The 22804-nt window shown below is 60.3% G+C and carries 22 protein-coding genes; 16 read left to right on the plus strand and 6 right to left on the minus strand.

Translation table 11 applies throughout. The features are described from left to right. Positions 1–34: 34 nt before the first annotated feature. The 5 genes from gshA (at position 35) to tauD (ending at position 5392) form a co-directional block, all read left to right on the plus strand. Complete coding sequence (gshA, locus tag AB4O36_RS25095) at positions 35–1618, plus strand: glutamate--cysteine ligase (RefSeq protein ID WP_460140525.1); 1584 nt, start codon at positions 35–37, stop codon at positions 1616–1618. A 166-nt stretch (positions 1619–1784) separates the two neighbouring features. After that, on the plus strand, positions 1785–2762 hold the full coding sequence (gene tauA / locus AB4O36_RS25100; RefSeq protein ID WP_460140526.1) for a taurine ABC transporter substrate-binding protein: 978 nt from the start codon (positions 1785–1787) through the stop codon (positions 2760–2762). 16 nt (positions 2763–2778) lie between these two features. Further along, positions 2779–3573, plus strand: coding sequence for a taurine ABC transporter ATP-binding subunit (gene tauB, locus AB4O36_RS25105; protein WP_460140527.1), 795 nt, complete (start codon positions 2779–2781; stop codon positions 3571–3573). Further along, positions 3570–4403: a taurine ABC transporter permease TauC gene (tauC, locus tag AB4O36_RS25110; RefSeq protein WP_460119093.1), complete on the plus strand. Its 834-nt coding sequence runs from the start codon at positions 3570–3572 to the stop codon at positions 4401–4403. Before tauB ends, tauC begins: the two co-directional genes overlap by 4 nt. Before the next feature lie 146 nt (positions 4404–4549). Further along, a complete protein-coding gene (tauD, locus tag AB4O36_RS25115; RefSeq protein ID WP_460119095.1) occupies positions 4550–5392 on the plus strand; it encodes a taurine dioxygenase in 843 nt (280 codons plus the stop codon). A 137-nt stretch (positions 5393–5529) separates the two neighbouring features. On the opposite strand, the gene mgrA is transcribed toward tauD, so the two are convergent. The 4 genes from mgrA to AB4O36_RS25135 form a co-directional block, all read right to left on the minus strand. Next, positions 5530–6567: an L-glyceraldehyde 3-phosphate reductase gene (gene mgrA, locus AB4O36_RS25120; RefSeq protein ID WP_460140528.1), complete on the minus strand. Its 1038-nt coding sequence runs from the start codon at positions 6565–6567 to the stop codon at positions 5530–5532. A gap of 133 nt (positions 6568–6700) precedes the next feature. Continuing rightward, a complete protein-coding gene (locus tag AB4O36_RS25125; RefSeq protein WP_460119098.1) occupies positions 6701–7102 on the minus strand; it encodes a type II toxin-antitoxin system HicB family antitoxin in 402 nt (133 codons plus the stop codon). Positions 7103–7161: 59 nt separating this feature from the next. Next, a complete protein-coding gene (locus AB4O36_RS25130) occupies positions 7162–7344 on the minus strand; it encodes a type II toxin-antitoxin system HicA family toxin (protein ID WP_460119100.1) in 183 nt (60 codons plus the stop codon). Between the two features lie 130 nt (positions 7345–7474). Then, complete coding sequence (locus AB4O36_RS25135) at positions 7475–8365, minus strand: LysR family transcriptional regulator (RefSeq protein WP_460119102.1); 891 nt, start codon at positions 8363–8365, stop codon at positions 7475–7477. A gap of 121 nt (positions 8366–8486) precedes the next feature. On the opposite strand from AB4O36_RS25135, the gene AB4O36_RS25140 reads away from it, so the two are divergent. Together AB4O36_RS25140 and AB4O36_RS25145 are read left to right on the plus strand one after the other, a co-directional pair. Beyond that, positions 8487–9227, plus strand: coding sequence for an SDR family oxidoreductase (locus tag AB4O36_RS25140; protein ID WP_460140529.1), 741 nt, complete (start codon positions 8487–8489; stop codon positions 9225–9227). Positions 9228–9374: 147 nt separating this feature from the next. Further along, on the plus strand, positions 9375–9635 hold the full coding sequence (locus AB4O36_RS25145) for a hypothetical protein (protein ID WP_460140530.1): 261 nt from the start codon (positions 9375–9377) through the stop codon (positions 9633–9635). Here the strand turns inward: AB4O36_RS25145 and betT are convergent, their stop codons facing one another. Then, on the minus strand, positions 9636–11630 hold the full coding sequence (gene betT, locus AB4O36_RS25150) for a choline transporter BetT (protein ID WP_460140531.1): 1995 nt from the start codon (positions 11628–11630) through the stop codon (positions 9636–9638). It lies immediately after the preceding gene. Positions 11631–11936: 306 nt separating this feature from the next. Next, on the minus strand, positions 11937–12863 hold the full coding sequence (gene epsC, locus AB4O36_RS25155; protein ID WP_460119110.1) for a serine O-acetyltransferase EpsC: 927 nt from the start codon (positions 12861–12863) through the stop codon (positions 11937–11939). Between the two features lie 189 nt (positions 12864–13052). Between epsC and AB4O36_RS25160 the strand changes: the two genes are divergently transcribed. The 9 genes from AB4O36_RS25160 (at position 13053) to AB4O36_RS25200 (ending at position 22802) form a co-directional block, all read left to right on the plus strand. After that, positions 13053–14045 carry a D-cysteine desulfhydrase gene (locus AB4O36_RS25160; RefSeq protein ID WP_460140532.1) on the plus strand — a complete coding sequence of 331 codons (993 nt, stop codon included), beginning with the start codon at positions 13053–13055 and terminating at the stop codon, positions 14043–14045. A 330-nt stretch (positions 14046–14375) separates the two neighbouring features. Then, a complete protein-coding gene (gene tcyJ / locus AB4O36_RS25165; RefSeq protein ID WP_460119114.1) occupies positions 14376–15170 on the plus strand; it encodes a cystine ABC transporter substrate-binding protein in 795 nt (264 codons plus the stop codon). Continuing rightward, positions 15170–15835, plus strand: coding sequence for a cystine ABC transporter permease (gene tcyL / locus AB4O36_RS25170; protein WP_192307450.1), 666 nt, complete (start codon positions 15170–15172; stop codon positions 15833–15835). Before tcyJ ends, tcyL begins: the two co-directional genes overlap by 1 nt. Positions 15836–15839: 4 nt before the next feature. Next, a complete protein-coding gene (tcyN, locus tag AB4O36_RS25175; protein WP_460119116.1) occupies positions 15840–16595 on the plus strand; it encodes an L-cystine ABC transporter ATP-binding protein TcyN in 756 nt (251 codons plus the stop codon). A gap of 454 nt (positions 16596–17049) precedes the next feature. Then, positions 17050–17790: a hypothetical protein gene (locus AB4O36_RS25180; protein WP_460140533.1), complete on the plus strand. Its 741-nt coding sequence runs from the start codon at positions 17050–17052 to the stop codon at positions 17788–17790. A gap of 286 nt (positions 17791–18076) precedes the next feature. Then, positions 18077–19318: an SfnB family sulfur acquisition oxidoreductase gene (locus AB4O36_RS25185; RefSeq protein ID WP_460140534.1), complete on the plus strand. Its 1242-nt coding sequence runs from the start codon at positions 18077–18079 to the stop codon at positions 19316–19318. A gap of 24 nt (positions 19319–19342) precedes the next feature. Beyond that, positions 19343–20536 (plus strand): SfnB family sulfur acquisition oxidoreductase, encoded by a 1194-nt coding sequence (locus AB4O36_RS25190; protein WP_460140535.1) that lies wholly within the window; start codon positions 19343–19345, stop codon positions 20534–20536. After that, a complete protein-coding gene (locus tag AB4O36_RS25195) occupies positions 20536–21894 on the plus strand; it encodes an LLM class flavin-dependent oxidoreductase (protein ID WP_460140536.1) in 1359 nt (452 codons plus the stop codon). The genes AB4O36_RS25190 and AB4O36_RS25195 overlap by 1 nt, the downstream gene beginning before the upstream one ends. Positions 21895–21992: 98 nt before the next feature. After that, a complete protein-coding gene (locus AB4O36_RS25200; RefSeq protein ID WP_460140537.1) occupies positions 21993–22802 on the plus strand; it encodes a MetQ/NlpA family ABC transporter substrate-binding protein in 810 nt (269 codons plus the stop codon). Positions 22803–22804: the final 2 nt, after the last annotated feature.

A 22804-nucleotide genomic window follows, 5' to 3' on the forward strand; every position in this document is an offset into this window, starting at 1 on the left:
ATATTGGGGCGACTGACGCGTGAAGGAATCCAACTTGAGCGAACTTCTCAACCGCCGCCTGGCCCTGCTTGGCGAGCGCGCTAACCTCTCTCTGCTCGAACAGTGCCTTCACGGCATCGAACGTGAATGCCTGCGCGTGACCAGCGAAGGACGCTTGGCGCAAACGCCGCACCCCGAAGAATTGGGTTCCGCGCTGACCAACGAACAGATCACCACCGACTACTCCGAGTCGCTGCTGGAGTTCATTACTCCGGCCCTGTCCGACCCGGCGGACACCCTGGCGAGCCTGGACAAGATTCATCGTTTTGCCTACAGCAAGCTCGGCAACGAGTACCTGTGGAGTCCGTCGATGCCGTGCCCGCTGCCGGCCGAGGAAGATATCCCGATCGCCTATTACGGCACCTCCAACATCGGCCAGCTCAAATATGTCTACCGTAAGGGCTTGGCCCTGCGGTACGGCAAGACCATGCAGTGCATCGCCGGGATTCACTACAACTTTTCCCTGCCGGAAAAGCTCTGGCCGCTGCTCAAGGAAACCGAAGGTTTTGTCGGCACCGATCGCGACTATCAGTCGTCGGCTTACATCGCCCTCATCCGCAACTTTCGTCGCTACAGTTGGCTGCTGATGTACCTGTTCGGTGCTTCGCCAGCGCTCGATGCCGGTTTTCTGCGCGGTCGTTCGCACCAGTTGGAACAACTGGACCCGGACACGCTCTACCTGCCGTATGCCACCAGCCTGCGCATGAGTGACCTGGGTTACCAGAGCAACGCCCAGGCCGGCCTGACGCCGTGCTACAACGATCTGGCGAGCTACACCGACAGCCTGCGCCAGGCAGTAGCCACGCCGTATGCGCCGTATGTAGAGATCGGAACTCATCAGGACGGTGAGTGGGTTCAACTCAACACCAACATCTTGCAGATCGAAAACGAGTACTACTCCAACATCCGCCCGAAACGCGTGACCTACACCGGCGAGCGGCCGATCCAGGCCCTGATGGCCCGTGGCATCCAGTACGTCGAAGTGCGTTGCCTGGACATCAACCCGTTCCTGCCGATGGGCATCGATCTCACCGAATCACGCTTCATTGACGCGTTCCTGCTGTATTGCGCGCTCAACGACAGCCCGCTGCTGACCAACAATTCGTGCGGCAACGCGACATCGAACTTTCTCAGCGTGGTCAAGGAAGGTCGCCGCCCCGGCCTGCAACTGCAGCGTGACGGTCAACCGGTCGCGCTCAAGGAATGGGCGGGTGAGTTGCTGGAGAAGATTGCGCCGCTGGCGGCATTGCTGGATCAGAGCCATGGCGGCGATGCCCACAGCAAGGCGCTGGATGCGCAACTGGCCAAGGTCAGGGATTCGTCCTTGACCCCTTCGGCCCAGGTGTTGGCCGCCATGGCAGAGCACAAGGAGAGTTTCGCCCAGTTCTCCCTGCGCCAGAGCCAGGCTCACGCTGAGTACTTCCGCAGCGAGCCGCTGAGCCTCGAAGACCAGACAGCATTCGAAGAACGCGCGCGGGCGTCGCTGGCCGAGCAGGTGGAGCTGGAACAGCACGAAGTCGGCGATTTCGATGTGTTCGTCGGGGCGTACCAGGCGAGCATTCTGGCGATCAGCAACTGATCCACTTGGGTTTTGCAGCCCCCATCGCGAGCAGGCTCGCGATGGGTTTCACGCCTAAAATCCACCAACGCTAAGCTAATTCTAAAAAGTTATTTATTTTAGAATTCTTAGATCATTTAGTCTCCTTCTCACGCCGATCCTCGGTCGCCTGACAAGGAGCTTTCCCATGAAACTGCATTTCCCCCTTCGCCTCCTGGCGGCCGCTTCGCTGGCCGCGGCGAGTTTGTTTGCTCAGGCGGCCGACCTCACCGTCGCCTACCAGACCACCGTCGACCCGGCCAAAGTCGCTCAGGCCGATGGTGCCTACGAAAAGGCCACCAAAGCCGACATCAACTGGCGAAAATTCGATAACGGTGCCGACATCATCGCCGCCATTGCCTCGGGTGACGTGCAGATCGGCTATCTCGGCTCCAGCCCCCTGACCGCCGCCATCACCCGCAAGGTCCCGGTGCAAACCTTCCTCATCGCCACCCAGATCGGCGCCGCCGAAGCCCTGGTCGCGCGTGACGGTTCCGGGATCAAGACGCCTCAGGATCTGGTCGGCAAGAAAATCGCCGTGCCATTCGTATCCACTGGACACTACAGCCTGCTGGCCGCGTTGAAGCACTGGAACATCGACCCGTCGAAAGTCACCGTGCTCAACCTTGCGCCGCCAGCCATCGTCGCCGCCTGGAAACGCGGTGACATCGACGCCACCTATGTTTGGGACCCGGCGCTCGGCGTAGCCAAGGAAAACGGCAAGGTGCTGATCACCTCGGGTGAGTTGGCCAAGTTCGGCGCACCGACCTTCGACGCCTGGATCGTGCGCAAGGACTTCGCCGAGAAGCACCCGGAGATTGTCACCGCATTCGCCAAAGTCACCCTGGACGCCTACGCCGAATACCGCAAGGACCCGCAAGCCTGGCTCGCCAACCAGAGCAACGTCGACAAGCTGGTGAAGCTGTCCGGTGCCAAGGCCAGCGACATCCCTCTGCTGCTGCAAGGCAACGTCTACCCGCTGGCGGCTGATCAGGTGAGCAGCCTGGGCGCACCGACCACCAAAGCCATCACCGACACCGCCGTGTTCCTCAAGGAGCAAGGCAAGGTCGAGGCCGTGCTGCCGGACTACGCGCCCTTCGTCAGCGCCAAGTTCATCACCAACTGATCGGGAGTACATCGCGATGGCCTTGCTACAACTGGAGCGCATCAGCGCACAGTACCCCGGCAGCCCGGAACCGGTGCTGGCGGACATTTCCCTGAGCCTGGGCCCCCGGCAGTTGCTGGTGGCCCTCGGGCCGTCCGGCAGTGGCAAGACTTCGCTGTTGAACCTGATTGCCGGGTTCGTCAAGCCCAGCGCCGGGCGCATCACCCTCGACGGTTTGCCGGTCAAAGGCCCAAGCGCCGAGCGCGGCGTGGTGTTTCAGGACGATGCCTTGCTGCCGTGGCAGGACGTGCTGACCAACGTCGGTTTCGGCCTGGAACTGGCCGGCGTACCCCGGGAGCAACGCGAAGCGCGCGCCCGGGAAATGCTGACGCTGGTTGACCTGTCCGGTTTCGAACATCGGCGCATCTGGCAGCTTTCCGGTGGACAGAAGCAGCGCGTCGGCCTGGCCCGCGCCCTGGCCGCCGACCCACGTGTTTTGCTGATGGATGAACCCTTCGGCGCCCTTGATGCCTTCACCCGCGAACAAATGCAGGAGCTGCTGTTGCAGGTGTGGCAACGCGCCGCCAAACCGGTGTTCCTGATTACCCATGACATCGAAGAAGCGGTGTTCCTCGCCACGGACCTGATTCTGTTGGCGCCCAACCCCGGGCAAATCGTCGAGCGCCTGCACCTGGACTTCGGCCTGCGCTACGCAGCCGGTGAGTCGGCGCGCTCGATCAAGTCCGACCCACGCTTCATCGAAACCCGCGAGCACGTTCTGGGCAAAGTGTTCTCGCAACGCAGCGCGGTTTTGCTGCAGGAGCGCGCATGAGCAGCTATGAGATTCCAGCCGTCGCGGTCAAACCCGACGCAACCGTCATTGCACTTCGGCGCAGTCTGAGCACACGCTGGATCAGTGTCCTGACCCTGATTGCATTGCTTGTCCTGTGGTGGGCTGTCACTGCTACGGGGCTGATCGAACCTTTGTTCCTGCCGCCACCGGCCGCCGTCTTGCAAAAAGGCTGGCTACTGGCAACCTCCGGCTACATGGATTCCACGTTGTGGCAACACTTGGGCGCGAGCCTCGGTCGGATTGGCCTGGGCCTGGGCTTCGCGGTGTTGACCGCCGTGCCCGTCGGTATCGCGATTGGGGCCAATCGCATTGCACGCGGCATCCTCGACCCTTTGATCGAGTTCTATCGCCCGATTCCGCCGCTGGCCTATTTGCCGCTGATTGTGATCTGGTGCGGCATCGGCGAGCTGTCGAAAGTCCTGCTGATCTACCTCGCGATTTTCGCGCCGATTGCCATCGCCACCGCCACCGGCGTGCGCACCGTCGACCCGGCGAAATTGCGCGCCGCGCAGTCCCTTGGCGCAACCCGCGTGCAACTGATTCGGCATGTGATTTTGCCGAGCGCCCTGCCAGACATCCTGACCGGCGTGCGCATCGGCCTGGGCGTCGGCTGGTCGACGCTGGTCGCCGCCGAACTGATCGCCGCTACCAGCGGCCTGGGCTTCATGGTGCAGTCGGCTGCGCAGTTCCTGGTCACCGATGTGGTGGTGCTGGGAATTCTGGTGATCGCCCTGATCGCCTTCGCCCTCGAAATGGGCCTGCGTGCACTGCAACGCAAACTGGTGCCATGGCATGGCCAGGCGCATTGAACACTGAACAACGAACTCCCCATGTCGGAGCGAGCTTGCTCGCGATAGCGGAGTCTCAGCCGCACAACTGTGCCTGATTCACCGCCATAGCGAGCAAGCTCGCTCCTACAGAAAAGTGGCACACCCCGAATTCGACGAGAACTACCATGAGCAGCCTGAACATCACCCCCTTGAGCTCCGCCCTTGGCGCACAAATCAGCGGCATCGACATCAGCCAGCCGTTATCCGTGGAACAGCGCAATGCCGTCGAACAAGCACTGCTCGAACACCAGGTCCTGTTCTTCCGCAACCAGCCAATCACCCCGCAACAGCAGGCACGTTTTGCCGCCAACTTTGGCGACCTGCACATTCACCCGATCTACCCGAACGTGCCGGAACAACCCGAGGTACTGATCCTCGACACCGCCGTCACCGACGTCCGCGACAACGCCATCTGGCACACCGACGTCACGTTCCTTGCGACGCCTGCGATGGGGGCGGTGTTGAGCGCAAAACTGCTCCCGGAGTATGGCGGCGACACGTTGTGGGCCAGTGGCATTGCCGCCTATGAAGCGCTGTCGGCGCCGATGAAAAGCCTGCTCGAAGGGCTGACCGCCACTCACGATTTCACCCGCTCGTTTCCGTTGGAGCGCTACGGCAACACTCCCGAGGCACTGGCGCAATGGGAAGAAACCCGGCGCAAGAACCCGCCGCTGTCACATCCGGTCATTCGCACCCATCCGGTGAGCGGGCGTCGTTCGCTGTTTGTCAGCGAAGGCTTCACCTCGCGCATCAACGAACTGTCGGACACCGAGAGCGAGACGATTTTAAGATTCCTGTTCGCCCACGCCACCCGTCCGGAATTCACCATTCGCTGGCGCTGGCAGCAGGACGATGTCGCGTTCTGGGACAACCGAGTGACCCAGCATTACGCGGTGGACGATTACCGCCCGGCGCGGCGGGTGATGCAGCGGGCGACGGTGTTGGGGGATGTGCCGTTTTTTCGCTGAATAGCTGATTTCTTTAGTGCCTGACCCTGCCCCATCGCGGGCAAGCCCGCTCCTGCAGAAGACCGCGCTCGTCCTGTGGGAGCGAGCCTGCTCGCGATGAGTCAGGAAAAGGCGCCAGAGGATCCAGCGCCAAACACTCACTGCGCCAACGAAGGCTTCTCCCAAAGATTGATCCCGCCTTCCTGGGCAAAACGGTCAATCTCTGCCAGTTCCTCGGCACTGAAGCTCAAACTCTTCAGCGCCCCCACGTTCTCGACGATCTGCTCTGGCCGGCTCGCCCCGATCAGCGCCGAGGTCACCCGCGGATCGCGCAGGGTCCAGGCCAAGGCCAGTTGCGCCAGGCTTTGCCCACGACGCCGGGCGATCTCGTTTAACGCCCGCACGTGAGCGATGTTGGCTTCGGACAAGTGCGAGGCCTGTAACGAACCACCTCCCGGACGATTGACACGGGCATCGGCCGGCACGCCGTTGAGGTACTTGTCCGTCAGCAGCCCCTGGGCAAGCGGGGTGAAAGCAATCACACCGGCGCCGAGTTCATCGGTGACGTCCAGCAGGTCCTTTTCCACCCAACGATTGAGCAGGTTATACGCCGGCTGGTGAATCAACAGCGGCACTTTCCACTCTTTCAGCAACGCGGCCATCTCGCGGGTTTTCACCCCGGAGTAAGACGAGATGCCGATGTACAACGCCTTGCCCTGCTGCACCGCCGTGGCCAATGCGCTGGCCGTTTCCTCCAGCGGCGTGTCCGGGTCGAAACGATGCGAGTAGAAAATGTCGACATAGTCCAGGCCCAGCCGTTGCAGGCTCTGGTCGAGGCTGGCCAGCACGTATTTGCGCGACCCGCCGCCCTGCCCGTATGGGCCCGGCCACATGTCCCAACCGGCCTTGCTGGAGATGATCAACTCGTCGCGGTAGGGCTTGAAGTCTTCACGCAGCAAACGCCCGAAATTGATCTCGGCACTGCCATACGGCGGGCCGTAGTTGTTGGCCAGGTCGAAGTGGTTGATGCCCAGGTCGAACGCCGTACGCAGCAAGGCACGCTGGGTGTCGATCGGTGTGCTGTCGCCGAAATTGTGCCACAGGCCCAGGGACAGGGCCGGCAACACCAGACCGCTGCGACCGACGCGGCGATAAGGGATGGATTCATAGCGGTTTTCGGCTGCGGTGTAAGTCATCGAGTCCTCTCTTGTTTGTCTTGAAGTTGGTATCGACTGCTTCGCAAGTCGCCCAGCATACGCCCAGACAAACGCCAAAAACCCTCTGACTCGATTATTAGCTGAAACGTTTCACAAAACGTTCGCCAGATTCCTACGTCGACAGCTCACGCAGCGCTGCTGCCGCCAGAAAACCTGATCTTGAGCGGTAACGCTGGTCGCGCCTTACCGTCTGGTCGATTCGCTCAAGCAGTTGCTCTGGCAGCGTTGCATTGAAGCGCACCGCCTTGCCGAAATAAGGCGTGATATCGAACTCCACCACCGCCCAAACGCCTCCGGCGTAATCGGGGTTGGCGATGTGCACATCGATTTCCTGCACTTGCGGCAAGGGGTCACCATCGGCCACCAGCCCTTCGTAATGCAGGGACAAAGCCTCTTGCACGCTATCAAGGGCCTGCGCCACTGTGCTGCCCGCGGAGAAACAACCCGGCACATCCGGGACGATCACTCCGTAGTCCGAATCGGCATCCTTATGCAGAACGACTGGAAATTTCATGTCGATGAATCCTTCCTGAGAAGTGTCCCCAACGGGACCTTCAAATTCGATCACGGGCATCATTTCAGACCCGCCTGTTTCAATATGCTGTTGATCGTTCCTTTTGGAAGATCGGAATCAGGGTGCTTGATCGTCACCCTCCCTGCCTTGCAGAGATGTTTGTACTGATGATGGCTGCCTCTGACGGCAACCAGATACCAACCATCGTCCTCGATCATCCTGATCATTTCCCGACTCCGCATTTCCTTCGCCTTATTCGACAGCAATCTTCGAGCAATCTACGCGAACAGGCTGAACAAATATACACACCATACACACTTTGAAAAATACTAGCCCGTCAGCTCAGGAACGACCTTGCATCCAGACCAATGGCTACCGCGCCCCCGCAAACACCTCCCCCAACCAGTCCACAAACACCCGCACACGGGGCGACATGTGGCGGTTGTGCGGGTACAGCACCGACACAGGCATCGGTGGTGGCGGGGTGTCGGGCAGGACTTCCTGGATCAGACCCTGGGCGATCTGGGTGTGCATGCGGTATTGCGGGCACTGGATCAGGCCCAGGCCGGCGATGGCCGAGGCGGCGTATATTTCGGCGCCGAACACCGAAATCGCGCTTGGGATTGGCACTTCGTGCAGTTGGCCATCAACCAGGAATTCGAATGGAAACAGCTTGGCGTTGCTGCGCGAGACGTAGTTCACCGCACGATGGTGCCTGAGGTCGTCGAGGTTTTTCGGTTCGCCGTATTTGCGCAGGTAGGACGGGCTGGCGCAGGTGATCTGGCGCAGATTGGCCACGCGTTTGCCGATCAGGGTGGAGTCGGTCAGCGTGCCGGCGCGCAGCACGCAATCGACGCCTTCACTGATCAGGTCCACCAGACGGTCGGCCTCGCTGATCGACAACTCGATCTCGGGATAACGCGCCATGAATTGCGGCAGCGCTGGAATGACGAAGCTCCTGGCCAGGGTGCCATGCAAATCCACCCGTAGCAGCCCTTTGGGCGCCACGCCGCGAAACGCCAGTTCGGCATCTTCCAGCTCCGCCAGCAACTGCACGCAACGCTGGTAATACGCTTCACCATCCAGCGTGGGACGGACCTTACGCGTACTGCGCTCAAGTAAACGCGTGCCGAGCCAGGCTTCGAACTGATTCAGGGTGTGGGTCAGCGTGGCGCGCGGCAGGTTCAGGTCCTGGGCCGCCAGGGTGAAGCTGCTGCGCTCGTAGATCCGCACAAAGACCTTCATTGCCTTGACTTGATCCACCTCGAACTCCTGAGCACTGATTGTTGGCGATTATTGAACAGTCAAGGCAACTCTCGTGCATTTATCAGGTTGAGTAAACATGTGAGATTGGCTCCACTCTTCATCGACAGGAACCCGCACCATGACTGCTCAACAATCGAAAGTTGCCATTGTCACCGGCGCCTCCCGCGGTATCGGCGCAGTGATTGCCAAACAACTGGCCAGCGAAGGTTTCGCCGTGGCGATCAACTACGCCAGCAGCGCCACTGAAGCTTCGAAACTGGTGGTGGAATTGCGCCAGGCGGGTCATCGAGCCATAGCGATCAGGGCTGACGTAGCCAACGCCGATGACGTGCGGCGGATGTTCGAGGAAACCGAAACACAACTGGGCAAGGTCGATGTGCTGATCAACAACGCCGGCATTCTCAAGGTCATGCCGCTGGCACAGCACAGCGACGAGTTATTTGAGCAAACCTTCAACATTCACGCGCGCGGCACTTTCAATACCCTGCGTGAAGCGGCCACGCGGATGAATGACGGCGGGCGCATCGTCAATTTCTCCAGCAGTACTGTCGGCATGAACCTGCCAGGTTACGCGGTGTACATCGCCAGCAAGGCGGCGGTGGAATCCCTGACTCAGGTGTTCGCCAAGGAAATGCGCGGTCGTCAGATCACGGTGAACGCGGTTGCGCCTGGCCCCGTGGCGACCGACCTGTTCTTGCACGGCAAGAGTGAGGAGCAGATCCAGAATTTCGCGAAGATGGCGCCGCTGGAACGGCTGGGTCAGCCGGAGGATATCGCGCGGGTGGTGTCGTTTCTGGTCGGGCCGGATTCGGCTTGGGTCAACGGACAGATTTTGCGCGCCAATGGGGGGCTGGTGTGACTATGCTCAATCCACAACCGAGGTGAATTCATCGCGGACAAGTCCGCTCCTACGGGGTTTGCGTCGCACCGAATAATGCGACCAACATCGAAACTGTGGGAGCGGGCTTGCCCGCGATGAAGGCCCCCCATCCAACAGGCCACCCCCATGCACACCACCATCATCATCACCTTCGGCCTGATCCTCCTGGCGCTGATGCTGTTCATCGGCGAGAAGATCGGCTTCGGTCGCCAGACGCTGACCTACAGCTTCATCGTCCTGTGGCTGGCCCTGACGATGATCAACGGCGCCATAGGGGTGGTCACGGCGGGCCAGCCAGTGACCACCGAGATGGTGGTGGGCAGCATCGTGTTCGGCGTGCCGGTGGCTGCGCTGGTGTTGTTCATGGCCTTAACCGAACAAACCTGATCAACGTACCAGGTGCAAAAACTGCATGTGCCGCTCGTACTGATCGAGGATGTCGTTGATCACCTGCTCCTTGGTGTAGCCCACCAGGTCGTAGTCCTGGCTGCCTTCACTCAGATGCACCTCGGCGCGGTAGTAACGCCGGTTGTTGAGCTGCTTGGAGCCCATGCCACCCCGTGCGAACGACGGCGTGAAGTAGCCACGCATCTGCACCTGATAGATGAACGGATGCTGATCGCCGTGACCGATTTCCAGGCTGACGCTGTCATGGGCAGGGTCCGGTACGGTGACCACGTTCAACCCCTTTTCAACGAACACCGCCGTCACCTCTTCGATGGCCGGCCGCACCGTGCTTTCCATGAAGCGGTAAACCTCATCGCGCGACGGGAAATGCACCGCCTGGCTCAAGCGTTGACGCCAGCCGCCCCGTCGCGCCCCGGACACTGGCGCCAGCGAATGCAACTGTGCGATCTGCTTCTGCGACTCCAGGAAGAACGCCTTGTGCAGCCCCCACATCATCAGCAGCAGGATCATCGAAAACGGTAACGAGGTCAGCACCACCGCCGACTTCAACGCATCGATGCTGCCGGAGAACAACAGCGCGCTGGTCACCAGCGCGGTCATCGCGCCCCAAAACACCCGCAGCCATTTCGGCCCGTCTTCGTCCGGGTTCCCGCCCTTGGCAGACAACGTCGACAACACCACGGTGCCGGAGTCGGCCGAAGTGACGAAGAACACGAAGCTGATGAAAACCGTCACCGCGATCACGGTTTTGCTCCACGGGTAGGTTTCCAGCAGCAGGTACAAGGTCATCGACGGGTTCTCGACGGCCGACAGGCCCAGCGCTGACATGCCATGATTGAGCACTTGGTCGATGGCGCTATTGCCGAAGATCGACATCCACGCCAGGGTGAACCCCAGTGGAATCAACAACACGCCGAAGACGAATTCGCGAATGGTCCTGCCACGGGAGATCCGCGCAATGAAAAGCCCCACGAACGGCGACCAGGCAATCCACCAGGCCCAGTAGAACACTGTCCAGCCGCCGAGCCAGTCGCTGGGTTTGTCGTAGGCATAGAGATCGAAACTTTTCATCGGCAGCGCGCCGAGGTAGTCGCCGATATTCTGCACCAGGGTATTGAGCAGATGTTGCGTGGGTCCGGCAAACAACACGAACAGCAGCAATGCGCAGGCGAGCAGCATGTTGATGTCGGACATCACCCGCACGCCTTTGTCGACTCCCGAGACGGCAACGATGATCGCCGCGCCCATCATCAGGGTAATCAGCCCCACCTGTACCCATTGGGTGTGAGCGATGCCGAACAGGTAGTCCAGACCCGAGTTGAGGTGCAACACGCCAAAACCCATATCGGCGCCGAGACCAAATACCGTGGCGATGATGCCAAAGCCGTCCACCGCGTAACCGATCGGACCGTTGATGCGTTTGCCAATCAGCGGATACAGCGCCGAGCGCAGGGCCAGCGGCAGGTTGTGACGGTAGGCGAAGTAGGCCAGCGCCATGCCGACGAAGGCAAACACGCCCCAGCCATGCAGACCCCAGTGCAGAAAAAGAATCTGCATCGCCTGGCGCGCCGCGTCCGCCGTTCCGGCCTCCCCTTGCGGCGGTTGCGCCAGGTGGGTCAGCGGCTCGGATACGCAAAAGAAGAACAGCGTGATGCTGATGCCGGCGGCGAACAGCATGCCGGCCCAGGACAGGTAACTGAATTCGGGCTCGTCGTGGTCGGCACCGAGCTTGATCTTGCCGTAGCCGGACAAGGCGGTGACCACCACGAAGACCAGATACAGCGTCATCGCCAGCAAGTAGTACCAGCCGACCGTATTGGCGGCCCAGTTTTGCGCCTCAAGAAGCCAGGCACCGGCCTGTTCCGGCATACAGATGACAACGACACCGAACAGCAGGATGAAGGTCGCCGCGAAGTAAAAAACCGGCGGGTTCATGCGCACCTGTTCGGTGGCGGGAAGGGACGATGCACTCATTAACGGTGCACCTCCAAGCAGTAAAACGTGGCTGTGAAATTCGGACTCAGCAAAGGCAGGCCTCCTGTTGTGAGCGGGCGGCGAACCACCGGTTTAACTTGAATGAGCGTTCAATTTAAACATGGATAGGCTGCTAAGGACTAATCGCAAGGCTGGGCGGTCGTGTTTGTGTAGCACCTAACTCTCAATATTGTGGGAGCGGGCTTGCCCGCGATGGCTGCGTGTCAGTGTCCTTTATCCATTGACCGACCTACCGCTATCGCGGGCAAGCCCGCTCCTACAGAGTTCAATGGCCAGAGCAACACCCTACTTCTGCGTCCCATCATCATGCTGCAGATTGGCCTGCGTGAGGTTCGACCCCGCCGGCACGCTGCGGGTCAGCCAAACGTTACCGCCGATGGTCGAGCCTTTGCCGATGGTGATCCGCCCGAGGATGGTCGCGCCGGCATAGATCACCACATCATCTTCGACGATCGGGTGCCGTGGATGACCCTTCTGCAACTGGCCGTCTTCATCCGCCGGGAAACGCTTGGCCCCCAGGGTCACGGCCTGATAAATGCGCACGCGCTCGCCGATGATTGCCGTCTCGCCAATCACCACGCCGGTCCCATGGTCGATGAAGAAACTGCGGCCGATCTGCGCGCCGGGGTGAATGTCGATGCCCGTCGCCGAGTGGGCGATTTCCGAACTGATCCGCGCCAGCAAGGGCAGCCCGGCCCGGTAGAGATGGTGGGCCAGGCGATGGTGAATCACCGCCAGGATGCCCGGATAGCACAGCAACACTTCATCGACGCTGCGCGCCGCCGGATCGCCGTGATAGGCCGCCAGCACGTCGGTATCCAGAAGGCTGCGCAAGCCCGGTAGGGCCAGGGCGAACTCTTGAATGATGGCGATGGTTTTCGCCTCGACCTCGGTATCGGCCTCGGCGTTGTGACGAGCGACGTAACGCAGTTCGAGGCGTGCCTGGCCGAGCAGCGCATTCAACGCAACGTCGAGGGTGTGACCGACGTAGAAGTCTTCGCTTTCTTCGCGCAAGTCCACCGGCCCCAGGCGCATGGGAAACAACGCGCCACACAACGCTTCCAGAATGTCTGCCATGGCCGCACGCGACGGCAGTTCTCGGCCGCCCTGCTCGCCACTGGCTCGGCCGTTTTGCGTACGCCACTGATCGCGCGCGCTACGCAGTTGGCTGACGATGGTCTGCAATTGCCAATGGCTGGAACGCTCACTCACGGTAAAAACTCCACACGGGCGGCCGGACTGTCTGACCGCGCTGACGGCGATTACTTTACGGCAAGCGTTGGAGGCCGAATTAAGAACCGATTGTGCTGTACTAAGCACTTTTGGCTATAAACGATTGGCGGTTGCCCCCTTCTATAGCCGTGCTTATAGTCCTGACTTGCCCATCCCCAGTACGGACCCATGATCAAACAACAGCTCGCTCGTTTCGACCGCCTCGACTTGCTCAGCCACCCGACCCCTCTGGAAAAACTCGGGCGCCTTTCGACCTGGCTGGGGCGCGACATTTATGTCAAACGCGACGATTTGACGCCGCTGGCGATGGGTGGCAACAAACTGCGCAAACTCGAATACCTGGGGGCCGATGCCCTGGCGCAGGGTGCGGACACGCTGATCACCGCCGGCGCGCTGCAATCCAACCACGTGCGCCAGACCGCTGCCCTTGCCGCCCGGCTCGGACTGGGCTGCGTCGCGCTGTTGGAAAACCCCCTGGGCTCTGACGATGCCAACTTCGTCGGCAATGGCAATCGGCTGCTGCTGGATCTGTTCGATGCAAAGGTAGAGCTGGTCGAGAATCTCGACAACGCCGATGAGCAACTCCAGGCACTGGCGGTGCGCTTGCGCACCACTGGCAAAAAACCTTATCTGGTGCCCATTGGAGGCTCCAATGCCTTGGGAGCCCTGGGTTACGTTCGAGCCGGCCTGGAGCTGGCCGAGCAGATCAAGGACACCGGCCTGAATTTCGCCGCGGTGGTGTTGGCCTCGGGCAGCGCCGGTACCCACAGCGGACTGGCATTGGCGTTGAGCGAAGCCCTGCCGGATCTGCCGGTAATTGGCGTGACAGTGTCGCGTACTGACGAGGACCAACGACCCAAGGTCCAGGGCCTGGCAGAGCGCACCGCAGCGCTGCTGGAAGTGAACGTACCCGCCGCTTTCAAAGTCCAGTTGTGGGACGAATATTTCGCGCCGCGCTACGGCGAACCCAATGCCGGAACCCTGGCGGCGGTGAAGCTGCTGGCGAGCCAGGAAGGCCTGCTGCTGGACCCGGTCTACACCGGCAAGGCCATGGCCGGGTTGCTCGACGGCATTGGTCGCCAGCGTTTCGACGAGGGGCCTGTCATTTTCCTGCACACCGGTGGCGCACCGGCGTTGTTTGCCTATAAGGATTTTCTGTAAGCACGGATCGCCCGCCACGATCACGCGGAACCTGTAGGAGCGAGCATGCTCGCGATGGAGGTCCAGACACCGCGGGCGTTCAGACAGCCCGCGTCATCGTTGGCGACCATCGCGAGCATGCTCGCTCCTACAGGAATAGCATTTATTCCTGAATGGAATATTAAAAATAACATTCATTATTTTCCAATCTAAAAAAGCCATCATATAGTCATACAGCAGGCAAATTGCCGAGAGACGCATAAGCTGCTTTAAGGCAGGATATTGCAGTCGTTCAAATCCCGATTACGCCAACACTCGAAGCGTCTTCATAAGAAAACACAGGGGCTTGTCATGAATTTTTCCGCACTACGTCGAAATCTGCTGGTTGGTTCGCTGGGCCTGGCGCTGAGCGCCGGTCTGCTGGGGCAAGCGGTTGCCGGTGAGCAGCTGCAAAAAATCAAGGACGCGGGCGTGATCAACGTCGGCCTGGAAGGCACCTACCCACCGTTCAGTTTCGTCGACGCCGACGGCAAACTGGCCGGGTTCGAAGTGGAGTTCTCCGAAGCTCTGGCCAAAGAGCTGGGCGTGAAGGTCAAACTGCAACCGACCAAATGGGACGGCATCCTCGCAGCCCTGGAATCCAAGCGCCTGGACGCAGTGATCAACCAGGTGACCATCTCCGAAGAGCGCAAGAAGAAGTATGACTTCTCCGAGCCGTACACCGTTTCCGGTATTCAGGCACTGGTTCTGACCAAGAACAAGGACACCATCAAGACTGCACAAGACCTGTCCGGCAAGAAAGTCGGCGTGGGCCTGGGCACCAACTACGAACAGTGGGTCAAAGCCAATGTGCCTGGCGCAGACGTGCGCACCTATGAAGACGACCCGACCAAGTTCCAGGACCTGCGTGTTGGCCGCATCGACGCCATCCTGATCGACCGTCTGGCCGCGCTGGAATACGCCAAGAAAGCCAAGGACACCACCGCCGCCGGTGAAGCGTTCTCCCGTCAGGAAGCCGGTATCGCCCTGCGCAAAGGTGAACCAGAGCTGCTGGCCGCTGTGAACAAGGCCATCGACAAACTGCGTGCCGACGGCACCCTGGCCAAACTCTCCGAGAAATACTTCAACGCTGACGTCACTAAATAATGGAAGAAGCTTTCCAACTCGCACTGGATTCCGCGCCCTTTCTGCTCAAGGGCGCGTACTACACAGTGATCCTCAGCCTGGGCGGCATGTTCTTCGGGCTGCTGATGGGCTTCGGCCTGGCCTTGATGCGTCTGTCGCGCTTCAAACTGGTGAGCTGGATTGCCCGCATCTACGTGTCGTTCTTTCGCGGCACGCCGTTGCTGGTGCAGCTGTTCGTGATCTATTACGGCTTGCCGCAATTGGGTGTCGAACTTGATCCGCTGCCGGCTGCCCTGATCGGCTTCTCGCTGAACATGGCGGCCTATGCCTGCGAAATCCTGCGTGCCGCCATCAGCTCCATCGAGCGCGGCCAGTGGGAAGCCGCGGCCAGCATCGGCATGACCCGCGCGCAGACCCTGCGCCGGGCCATCCTGCCGCAGGCCATGCGCACGGCCCTGCCGCCGCTGGGCAATAGTTTTATCTCGCTGGTCAAGGACACGGCACTGGCCGCCACCATCCAGGTGCCGGAACTGTTCCGCCAGGCGCAGTTGATCACCGCCCGAACTTTCGAGATTTTCACCATGTATCTGGCAGCCGCGCTGATCTACTGGGTTCTGGCGACGGTGCTTTCGCACCTGCAGAACCAGTTGGAAGCGCGGGTCAATCGGCACGACCAGGAGTCCTGACCCCATGATTGTCGTGGAAAAACTGACAAAGCAGTTCAAGGGTCACGTTGTGCTCAACGGCATCGATCTCGAGGTGAAGGAAGGCGAGGTCGTGGCGATCATCGGGCCGAGCGGCTCGGGCAAAACCACGTTCCTGCGTTGCCTGAACTTTCTTGAAGAACCCAGCAGCGGCCGGATCAAGGTCGGTGACATCGAGATCGATGGCAACCGCCCGTTGAACCAGCAGCAGAGCCTGGTGCGACGCTTGCGCCAGCATGTGGGCTTCGTGTTCCAGAACTTCAACCTGTTCCCCCATCGCACGGCCCTGGAAAACGTCGTCGAAGGACCGATCGTGGTGAAGAAGACGCCGCCTGCCGAAGCCATTGCCCTGGGCAAGAAGTTGTTGGCCCGGGTCGGGCTGGCGGGCAAGGAAGACGCTTACCCGCGACGCCTCTCCGGTGGTCAGCAACAACGCGTGGCCATCGCCCGCGCGCTGGCGATGGAGCCGGAAGTGATCCTGTTCGACGAGCCGACTTCGGCGCTCGACCCGGAACTGGTGGGTGAAGTGTTGTCGACCATTCGCAGCCTGGCCGAAGAAAAACGCACCATGGTGATCGTCACCCACGAAATGGCTTTTGCCCGTGACGTGGCCAATCGTGTGGTGTTTTTTGACAAGGGCGTGATCGTTGAACAAGGCGAAGCCAAGGCGCTGTTTGCCAATCCAAAAGAAGTAAGGACCCAACAGTTTCTTAGCAAATTCCTGAACAACACCCACAACTAAACCCAGCATGTACATATAGACTTCCATGGATGGAAGTTGTTAAATCGACCATTACACCCTGCGCAAATACCCTCATAATTTCTCCCCTCCGCCGATTTCTGGTGCGGTACATATTTATGTCCTGCTACAAATTCCTGTCGCCTACCATTCACTGACATTCAAACCAGCCTTCGTAAAGGACTGAAGTAAAAAGCTGCGAAAAACGGCGGATTCTGTGGCCATCTTCGCCAATGCGGCGCTGCCTATTAACCCGCACGCGTAGGAGCTTTCTGAATAACTACCGATGCGATACTTCATCCCCTCACTCTATTGACACTTATTCCTGCGCACTTTTATCTAGCGCTCGGTCAAGCCAAATACTTTTTATTGTCATGCAAAGTAATGAGTCGTTTGTTACTCGTTCATTCAGTTATTTCAGAAACGGACTTCGCTGCTTCGCCTCAAGGAGAACCCAATGAAAAACCCCACGAACAAATCCGAACTCGCGCCACCGAGGGTGGCGCAATCCCACAAAAGCGGCATCAACATGACGTCGGCGTCTCACCTGTTGATCGAAGTGGCGCCCTACCCCGGCATGGACGAGGGGGATCTGATCGAATTGTTCTGGGACGACTGCTACGTGGCCTCCAAGGTGCTGACCCGCCAGGACGTCGGCAAAGCAGTGAACCTTCGAGTGCCCGAAAGCTTTGTTGCCAATGGCTCCTCACGTATTCATTACCGCCTCATGCAGGTAGGTCAGGGGCCTGCGCTGTCCGCCATGACGCGCATCCAGGTAAAGCTCGACTGCCCGGGTGGCCGACCATGCCCCTTGTGTGGTGACGAAAACCAGAGCCTGGCACCCGTGAGCATCCCGGAAACTATCCGGCGCCAGGGGGTTAACCCGAACCAGATCAAGCGCGGCGTTCCCCTGACCATCGAGCCGTACCTGAACATGGCCGTCGATGACGCAATCACCCTCCGCTGGGGTGACGCGCGCATGGACCTGCCACGGCTCAAGGCCAGCGAAGTCGGCCAGCCGATTCATGTCTGGGTACCGCCGTCGATCATTCTTGAAGCCGGCGAAGATCTGCGACTCGAAGTGACCTATTGCATCCTTGACCGGGTCGGTAACAACTCGCGCTGGGCGCCGGCACGCACCTTGAAAATCGGCTGCAGCAACCCGTGCCTGATGGTCCGGACGAAGGAAACATCCTGACCCTCGTACCTTGTTACTGAACGAAGTGCGCCTTTTCACTGTTGCTGCACCAGCAAGTGTTGCCGGGCACACAGTGGGTAGAGACACACTTCTATCCATATTCCAAAAATCTAGTTTATTAAATTTTTATACGCATTTAGGGTATATGAACCGGACCACCGGACCTTCTTGTTTTTACTTCGCCGCCCCCGCGGCGGTTCATGAGATGTGAGGTAGGTATGGTCCGGAACACAATCACCCCAGTGCAGATCGCCAGGGCATTGCATGCAGCCAAGGAGCGGCACTGATGTCCAGTCTTGCAGACGCAATCGTCCAGAGCGATTTGGACATCGCCCCGTTGTTGTTACCCGCCCAAGTCCTGCGCAACGACGCCCAAGCCATCGAGGCAGCCCACGAGCTGGCCCAGGTCGCCCGCTTGCAGGCGGCCAGACGCGATCGTCAGCGCAAGTTGCCCTGGTCGGAAATTGAACAGTTCACCCGCAGCGGCCTGGGCAGCATTGGCATACCGCGCGAATACGGGGGGCCGCAGGTTTCTTTCGTCACCCTGGCTGAGGTGTTCGCGATCATTTCCGCTGCCGATCCGGCGTTGGGCCAGATCCCGCAGAACCAGTTCGGCATTCTCAATCTGGTACTCGGCAGCGCCACCGAAGCGCAGAAAAAGCAGCTGTTCAAAAGCGTACTCGAGGGCTGGCGCATCGGTAACGCAGGGCCTGAACGCGGGACCAAACACACTCTGGAACTCAAGGCGCGGATCACCGCTGATGGCGACGGATATATCATCAACGGGCAGAAGTTCTACTCCACCGGCGCCCTGTTCGCGCACTGGGTCGCCGTCAAGGCACTGAACGATGAGGGCAAGCAGGTGCTGGCCTTCGTTCGTCGCGGCACACCAGGCCTGCGTATCGTCGACGATTGGTCCGGGTTCGGTCAGCGTACGACCGCCAGCGGCACCATCCTGCTCAATAACGTGCGGGTCGACGCCGAGCTGGTGGTGGACAACTGGAAGATCAACGAAAAACCCAACACCCAGGGTGCGGTGTCGCAGTTGATTCAAGCGGCCATCGACGCAGGCATCGCCCGTGGCGCCATCGACGATGCCATCGAATTCGTGAAAACCCGCGCCCGTCCCTGGATCGATGCCAAGGTCGAACGCGCCAGCGATGACCTGTATGTGATCGCCGACATCGGCAAACTGAAGATCGAACTGCACGCCGCCGAGGCGCTGCTGCGCAAGGCCGCTCAAGTACTGGATCAGGTGCACGCCGCGCCGCTCACCGCCGAGTCTGCCGCACGCGCCTCGATTGCCGTGGCAGAGGCCAAGGTACTGACCACCGAGATCTCGCTGGCGGCCAGCGAGAAACTGTTCGAGCTGGCTGGAAGCCGCGCCACCCTGGCCGAGTTCAACCTCGACCGCCACTGGCGAAACGCACGCGTGCACACCCTGCATGACCCCGTGCGTTGGAAATACCACGCCGTCGGCGCCTACCGACTGAACGGCACATTGCCGGCTCGTCATTCCTGGATTTAACGACCAGACACCTGGAGAAAACACATGCCTCTTTCTCGTCCCGTCGCGGTCATCACCAGCGATGAGCAAGCCCTGATCGTCGCCACTGACCTGGCCGAAGATTTCAAACGCGACAGCGCACTGCGTGATCGCGAGCGCCGTCTGCCGTACCCGGAGCTGGAAGTATTTTCCCGCTCTGGCCTGTGGGGCATCAGCGTGCCCGGGGAATACGGCGGCGCCGGTGTTTCCAATGTCACACTGGCCAAGGTGATCGCCCTGATCGCCCAGGCCGATGGTTCCCTGGGACAGATTCCGCAAAACCATTTTTACGCCCTCGAAGTGCTGCGCGTAACCGGCAGCGTCGAGCAGAAAAAGCGTCTTTATGCCGAAGTACTCGCCGGTCAACGCTTCGGAAATGCGCTGGCCGAGCTTGGCACCAAAACCGCCCACGACCGCACCACGCGCTTGAGCCGCGACGGTGATGGCTACCGCATCAACGGGCGCAAGTTCTACGCCACCGGCGCCCTCTACGCGCAGCGCATCCCGACTTCGGTGGTGGACGAAAACGGCGTACAGCAACTTGCTTTCGTACCCCATGACAGCAAAGGTTTAACGGTGATCGACGACTGGAGCGGCTTCGGCCAACGCACCACTGGCAGCGGTTCAGTGGTGTTCGAAGACGTATTTGTTGCGACCGAGGATGTGATCCCTTTTCAAAGCGCATTCGAGACCCCGACCCCGGTCGGCCCCCTGGCGCAAATTCTTCACGCCGCCATCGACACTGGCATCGCTCGCGCAGCCTTTGAAGACGCGCTGCATTTCGTGCGGACCAAGACGCGCCCGTGGATCGACGCCACCCATGAAAAAGCCAGCGAAGACCCGCTGACCCTCAAGAGCTTCGGCCACCTGAGCATTCGTTTGCATGCCGCCGAGGCCTTGTTGGAGCGCGCCGGTGAATTCCTCGACAAGGCGCAGGCCGACACCCGCGCCGATACAGTCGCGGCGGCATCGATTGCAGTCGCCGAAGCCCGCGCCATCAGCACCGAAGTCTCCCTCGCGGCTGGTAGCACGCTGTTCGAACTCGCCGGCAGCCAGGCCACCCTGATCGAACACGGTTACGATCGCCACTGGCGCAACGCGCGGGTCCACACGCTGCACGACCCGGTGCGCTGGAAGTATCACGCCGTGGGCAACTACTACCTCAACGACGAGAATCCTCCACTGCGGGGGACGATCTGATGGCCGGGGCGAAAAAGAAGATCCTGCTCAACGCGTTCAACATGAACTGCATCGGGCACATCAACCATGGTTTGTGGACGCACCCACGGGATACCTCTACCCAGTACAAGACCCTCGACTACTGGACCGAGCTGGCGCAATTGCTGGAGCGTGGCCTGTTCGACGGGCTGTTCATCGCCGACATCGTCGGCGTGTATGACGTCTACCAGCACTCGGCAGACGTGCCGCTCAAGGAGTCGATTCAGTTGCCGGTCAACGACCCGCTACTGCTGGTATCGGCCATGGCGGCCGTGACGAAGAACCTCGGGTTCGGCCTGACCGCGAACCTGACCTACGAGCCGCCGTACCTGTTCGCCCGACGCATGTCGACGCTCGATCACCTGAGCAGCGGCCGGGTGGGCTGGAACATTGTCACCGGCTACCTGGACAGCGCGGCCAAGGCCATGGGATTGAGGGAGCAGGTGGAACATGACCGGCGTTACGACCAGGCCGACGAATACTTGCAGGTGCTCTACAAGCTGTGGGAAGGCAGCTGGGAAAACGACGCAGTGCTCGACGACCCGAGCCAGCGCATCTACGCGCAGCCGGAAAAAGTACACAAGGTCGAGCACAGGGGCGAGTTCTATCAGGTCGAGGGTTATCACCTCTGCGAACCTTCGCCGCAGCGCACCCCGGTACTGTTCCAGGCTGGCAGTTCGGACCGTGGGCTGCGCTTCGCCGGCCAGCATGCCGAGTGCGTATTCATCAGCGGTCGGGACAAACCATCGACCCGTGTCCAAGTGGACAAGGTACGCGCCAGCGCTGTCGAGGCCGGGCGTAACCCGCAAGACATCAAAGTGTTCATGGGCCTGAACGTGATTGTCGGCGCCACCCAGGAACAGGCCTGGGCCAAACATGCCGAGTACCTGAGCTACGCCAGTGCCGAGGCCGGCGTGGCGCATTTCTCGGCGTCCACCGGGATCGATTTTTCCGAGTACGCCATCGACGAGCCGATCCAGTACGTGAAGAGCAACGCGATCCAGTCGGCCACCCAGCACCTGAAAAACAACGACTGGACCCGCCGCAAACTGCTTGAACAACACGCCCTCGGCGGTCGTTACATCACCGTGGTCGGCTCGCCCGAGCAAGTGGCCGATGAGCTGGAATCATGGATCGCCGAAACCGGCCTGGACGGGTTCAACCTGACGCGCATTGTCACGCCGGAAAGTTATGTCGATTTCATTGATCTGGTGATCCCCGAGCTGCAGCGGCGCGGGTCGTACAAGACCGCGTATGACCAGGGCAGCTTGCGGCAGAAGCTGTTTCGCGAAGGGGATCATTTGCCTGGGCAACATACCGGGTCGGCTTACCGGCGTTAAAAGCATCGCGGGCAAGCCCGCTCCTACAAGGAGCGGCCGTGCCCGCGATGAGGCCAGACCAAACAGCACACATTTCAAATACTGACTGGAAAACCACCATGACCAAACACACCCTCTCCCACCCAGTCAAAGCACTGGCCCTGGCCCTCGGCCTTTTCAGCTCCATCACCTTCGCCGCTGACGCGCCGTTGAAAATCGGCACCACCGCCGCCTTCGCCATTCCGCTGGAGGCCGCCGTCGATGAAGCCAGCAAACAAGGCCTGAAAGTCGAACTGGTGGAGTTCACTGACTGGATCGCCCCCAACGTCAGCCTCGCGGCCGGCGACATCGACGTGAACTACTTCCAGCACATCCCGTTCCTGGAAAACGCCAAGGCCGCTGCCGGTTTCGACCTGGTGCCGTTCGCGCCAGGGATCATCAACAACGTCGGCCTCTACTCGAAGAAATACAAAAGCTTCGACGAACTGCCAGAAGGCGCTAGCGTGGCCATCGCCAACGACCCCATCAACAGCGGTCGCGGCTTGCAACTGCTGGCCAAGGCAGGGCTGATCACACTCAAGCCAGGGGTGGGCTACAAGGCCACCGAAGAAGACATCATCGCCAACCCGAAGAAGATCAAGATCCTGCAGGTCGAAGCCGTGCAACTGGTGCGCGCCTACGACGACGCCGACCTGGTGCAGGGTTACCCGGCCTACATCCGCCTGGCGAAGACGTTCGATGCCGGTTCCGCACTGCTGTTCGACGGCCTGGACCACAAGGAATACGTGATTCAGTTCGTCATTCAGCCCAAGAGCAAAACCGATCCTCGGCTGATCAAGTTCGTCGACATCTACCAACACTCGCCTGCCGTTCGCGCCGCGCTGGACAAGGCTCACGGCAAACTCTATCAAGCCGGTTGGGAAAGCTGAGA

This window comes from Pseudomonas sp. S2_E01 (assembly GCF_054668365.1).

Coding starts and splice junctions, on each gene's coding strand:
- AB4O36_RS25200 (WP_460140537.1), top strand. CDS start 21,993: ATGACCAAACACACCCTCTCCCACCCAGTCAAAGCACTGGCCCTGGCC.
- AB4O36_RS25195 (WP_460140536.1), top strand. CDS start 20,536: ATGGCCGGGGCGAAAAAGAAGATCCTGCTCAACGCGTTCAACATGAAC.
- tauB (WP_460140527.1), top strand. CDS start 2,779: ATGGCCTTGCTACAACTGGAGCGCATCAGCGCACAGTACCCCGGCAGC.
- tcyL (WP_192307450.1), top strand. CDS start 15,170: ATGGAAGAAGCTTTCCAACTCGCACTGGATTCCGCGCCCTTTCTGCTC.
- mgrA (WP_460140528.1), bottom strand. CDS start 6,567: ATGACTTACACCGCAGCCGAAAACCGCTATGAATCCATCCCTTATCGC.
- AB4O36_RS25185 (WP_460140534.1), top strand. CDS start 18,077: ATGTCCAGTCTTGCAGACGCAATCGTCCAGAGCGATTTGGACATCGCC.
- tauA (WP_460140526.1), top strand. CDS start 1,785: ATGAAACTGCATTTCCCCCTTCGCCTCCTGGCGGCCGCTTCGCTGGCC.
- AB4O36_RS25130 (WP_460119100.1), bottom strand. CDS start 7,344: ATGCGGAGTCGGGAAATGATCAGGATGATCGAGGACGATGGTTGGTAT.
- AB4O36_RS25145 (WP_460140530.1), top strand. CDS start 9,375: ATGCACACCACCATCATCATCACCTTCGGCCTGATCCTCCTGGCGCTG.
- AB4O36_RS25125 (WP_460119098.1), bottom strand. CDS start 7,102: ATGAAATTTCCAGTCGTTCTGCATAAGGATGCCGATTCGGACTACGGA.
- betT (WP_460140531.1), bottom strand. CDS start 11,630: ATGAGTGCATCGTCCCTTCCCGCCACCGAACAGGTGCGCATGAACCCG.
- AB4O36_RS25140 (WP_460140529.1), top strand. CDS start 8,487: ATGACTGCTCAACAATCGAAAGTTGCCATTGTCACCGGCGCCTCCCGC.
- AB4O36_RS25180 (WP_460140533.1), top strand. CDS start 17,050: ATGAAAAACCCCACGAACAAATCCGAACTCGCGCCACCGAGGGTGGCG.
- AB4O36_RS25190 (WP_460140535.1), top strand. CDS start 19,343: ATGCCTCTTTCTCGTCCCGTCGCGGTCATCACCAGCGATGAGCAAGCC.
- tcyJ (WP_460119114.1), top strand. CDS start 14,376: ATGAATTTTTCCGCACTACGTCGAAATCTGCTGGTTGGTTCGCTGGGC.
- tauD (WP_460119095.1), top strand. CDS start 4,550: ATGAGCAGCCTGAACATCACCCCCTTGAGCTCCGCCCTTGGCGCACAA.
- AB4O36_RS25160 (WP_460140532.1), top strand. CDS start 13,053: ATGATCAAACAACAGCTCGCTCGTTTCGACCGCCTCGACTTGCTCAGC.
- tauC (WP_460119093.1), top strand. CDS start 3,570: ATGAGCAGCTATGAGATTCCAGCCGTCGCGGTCAAACCCGACGCAACC.
- tcyN (WP_460119116.1), top strand. CDS start 15,840: ATGATTGTCGTGGAAAAACTGACAAAGCAGTTCAAGGGTCACGTTGTG.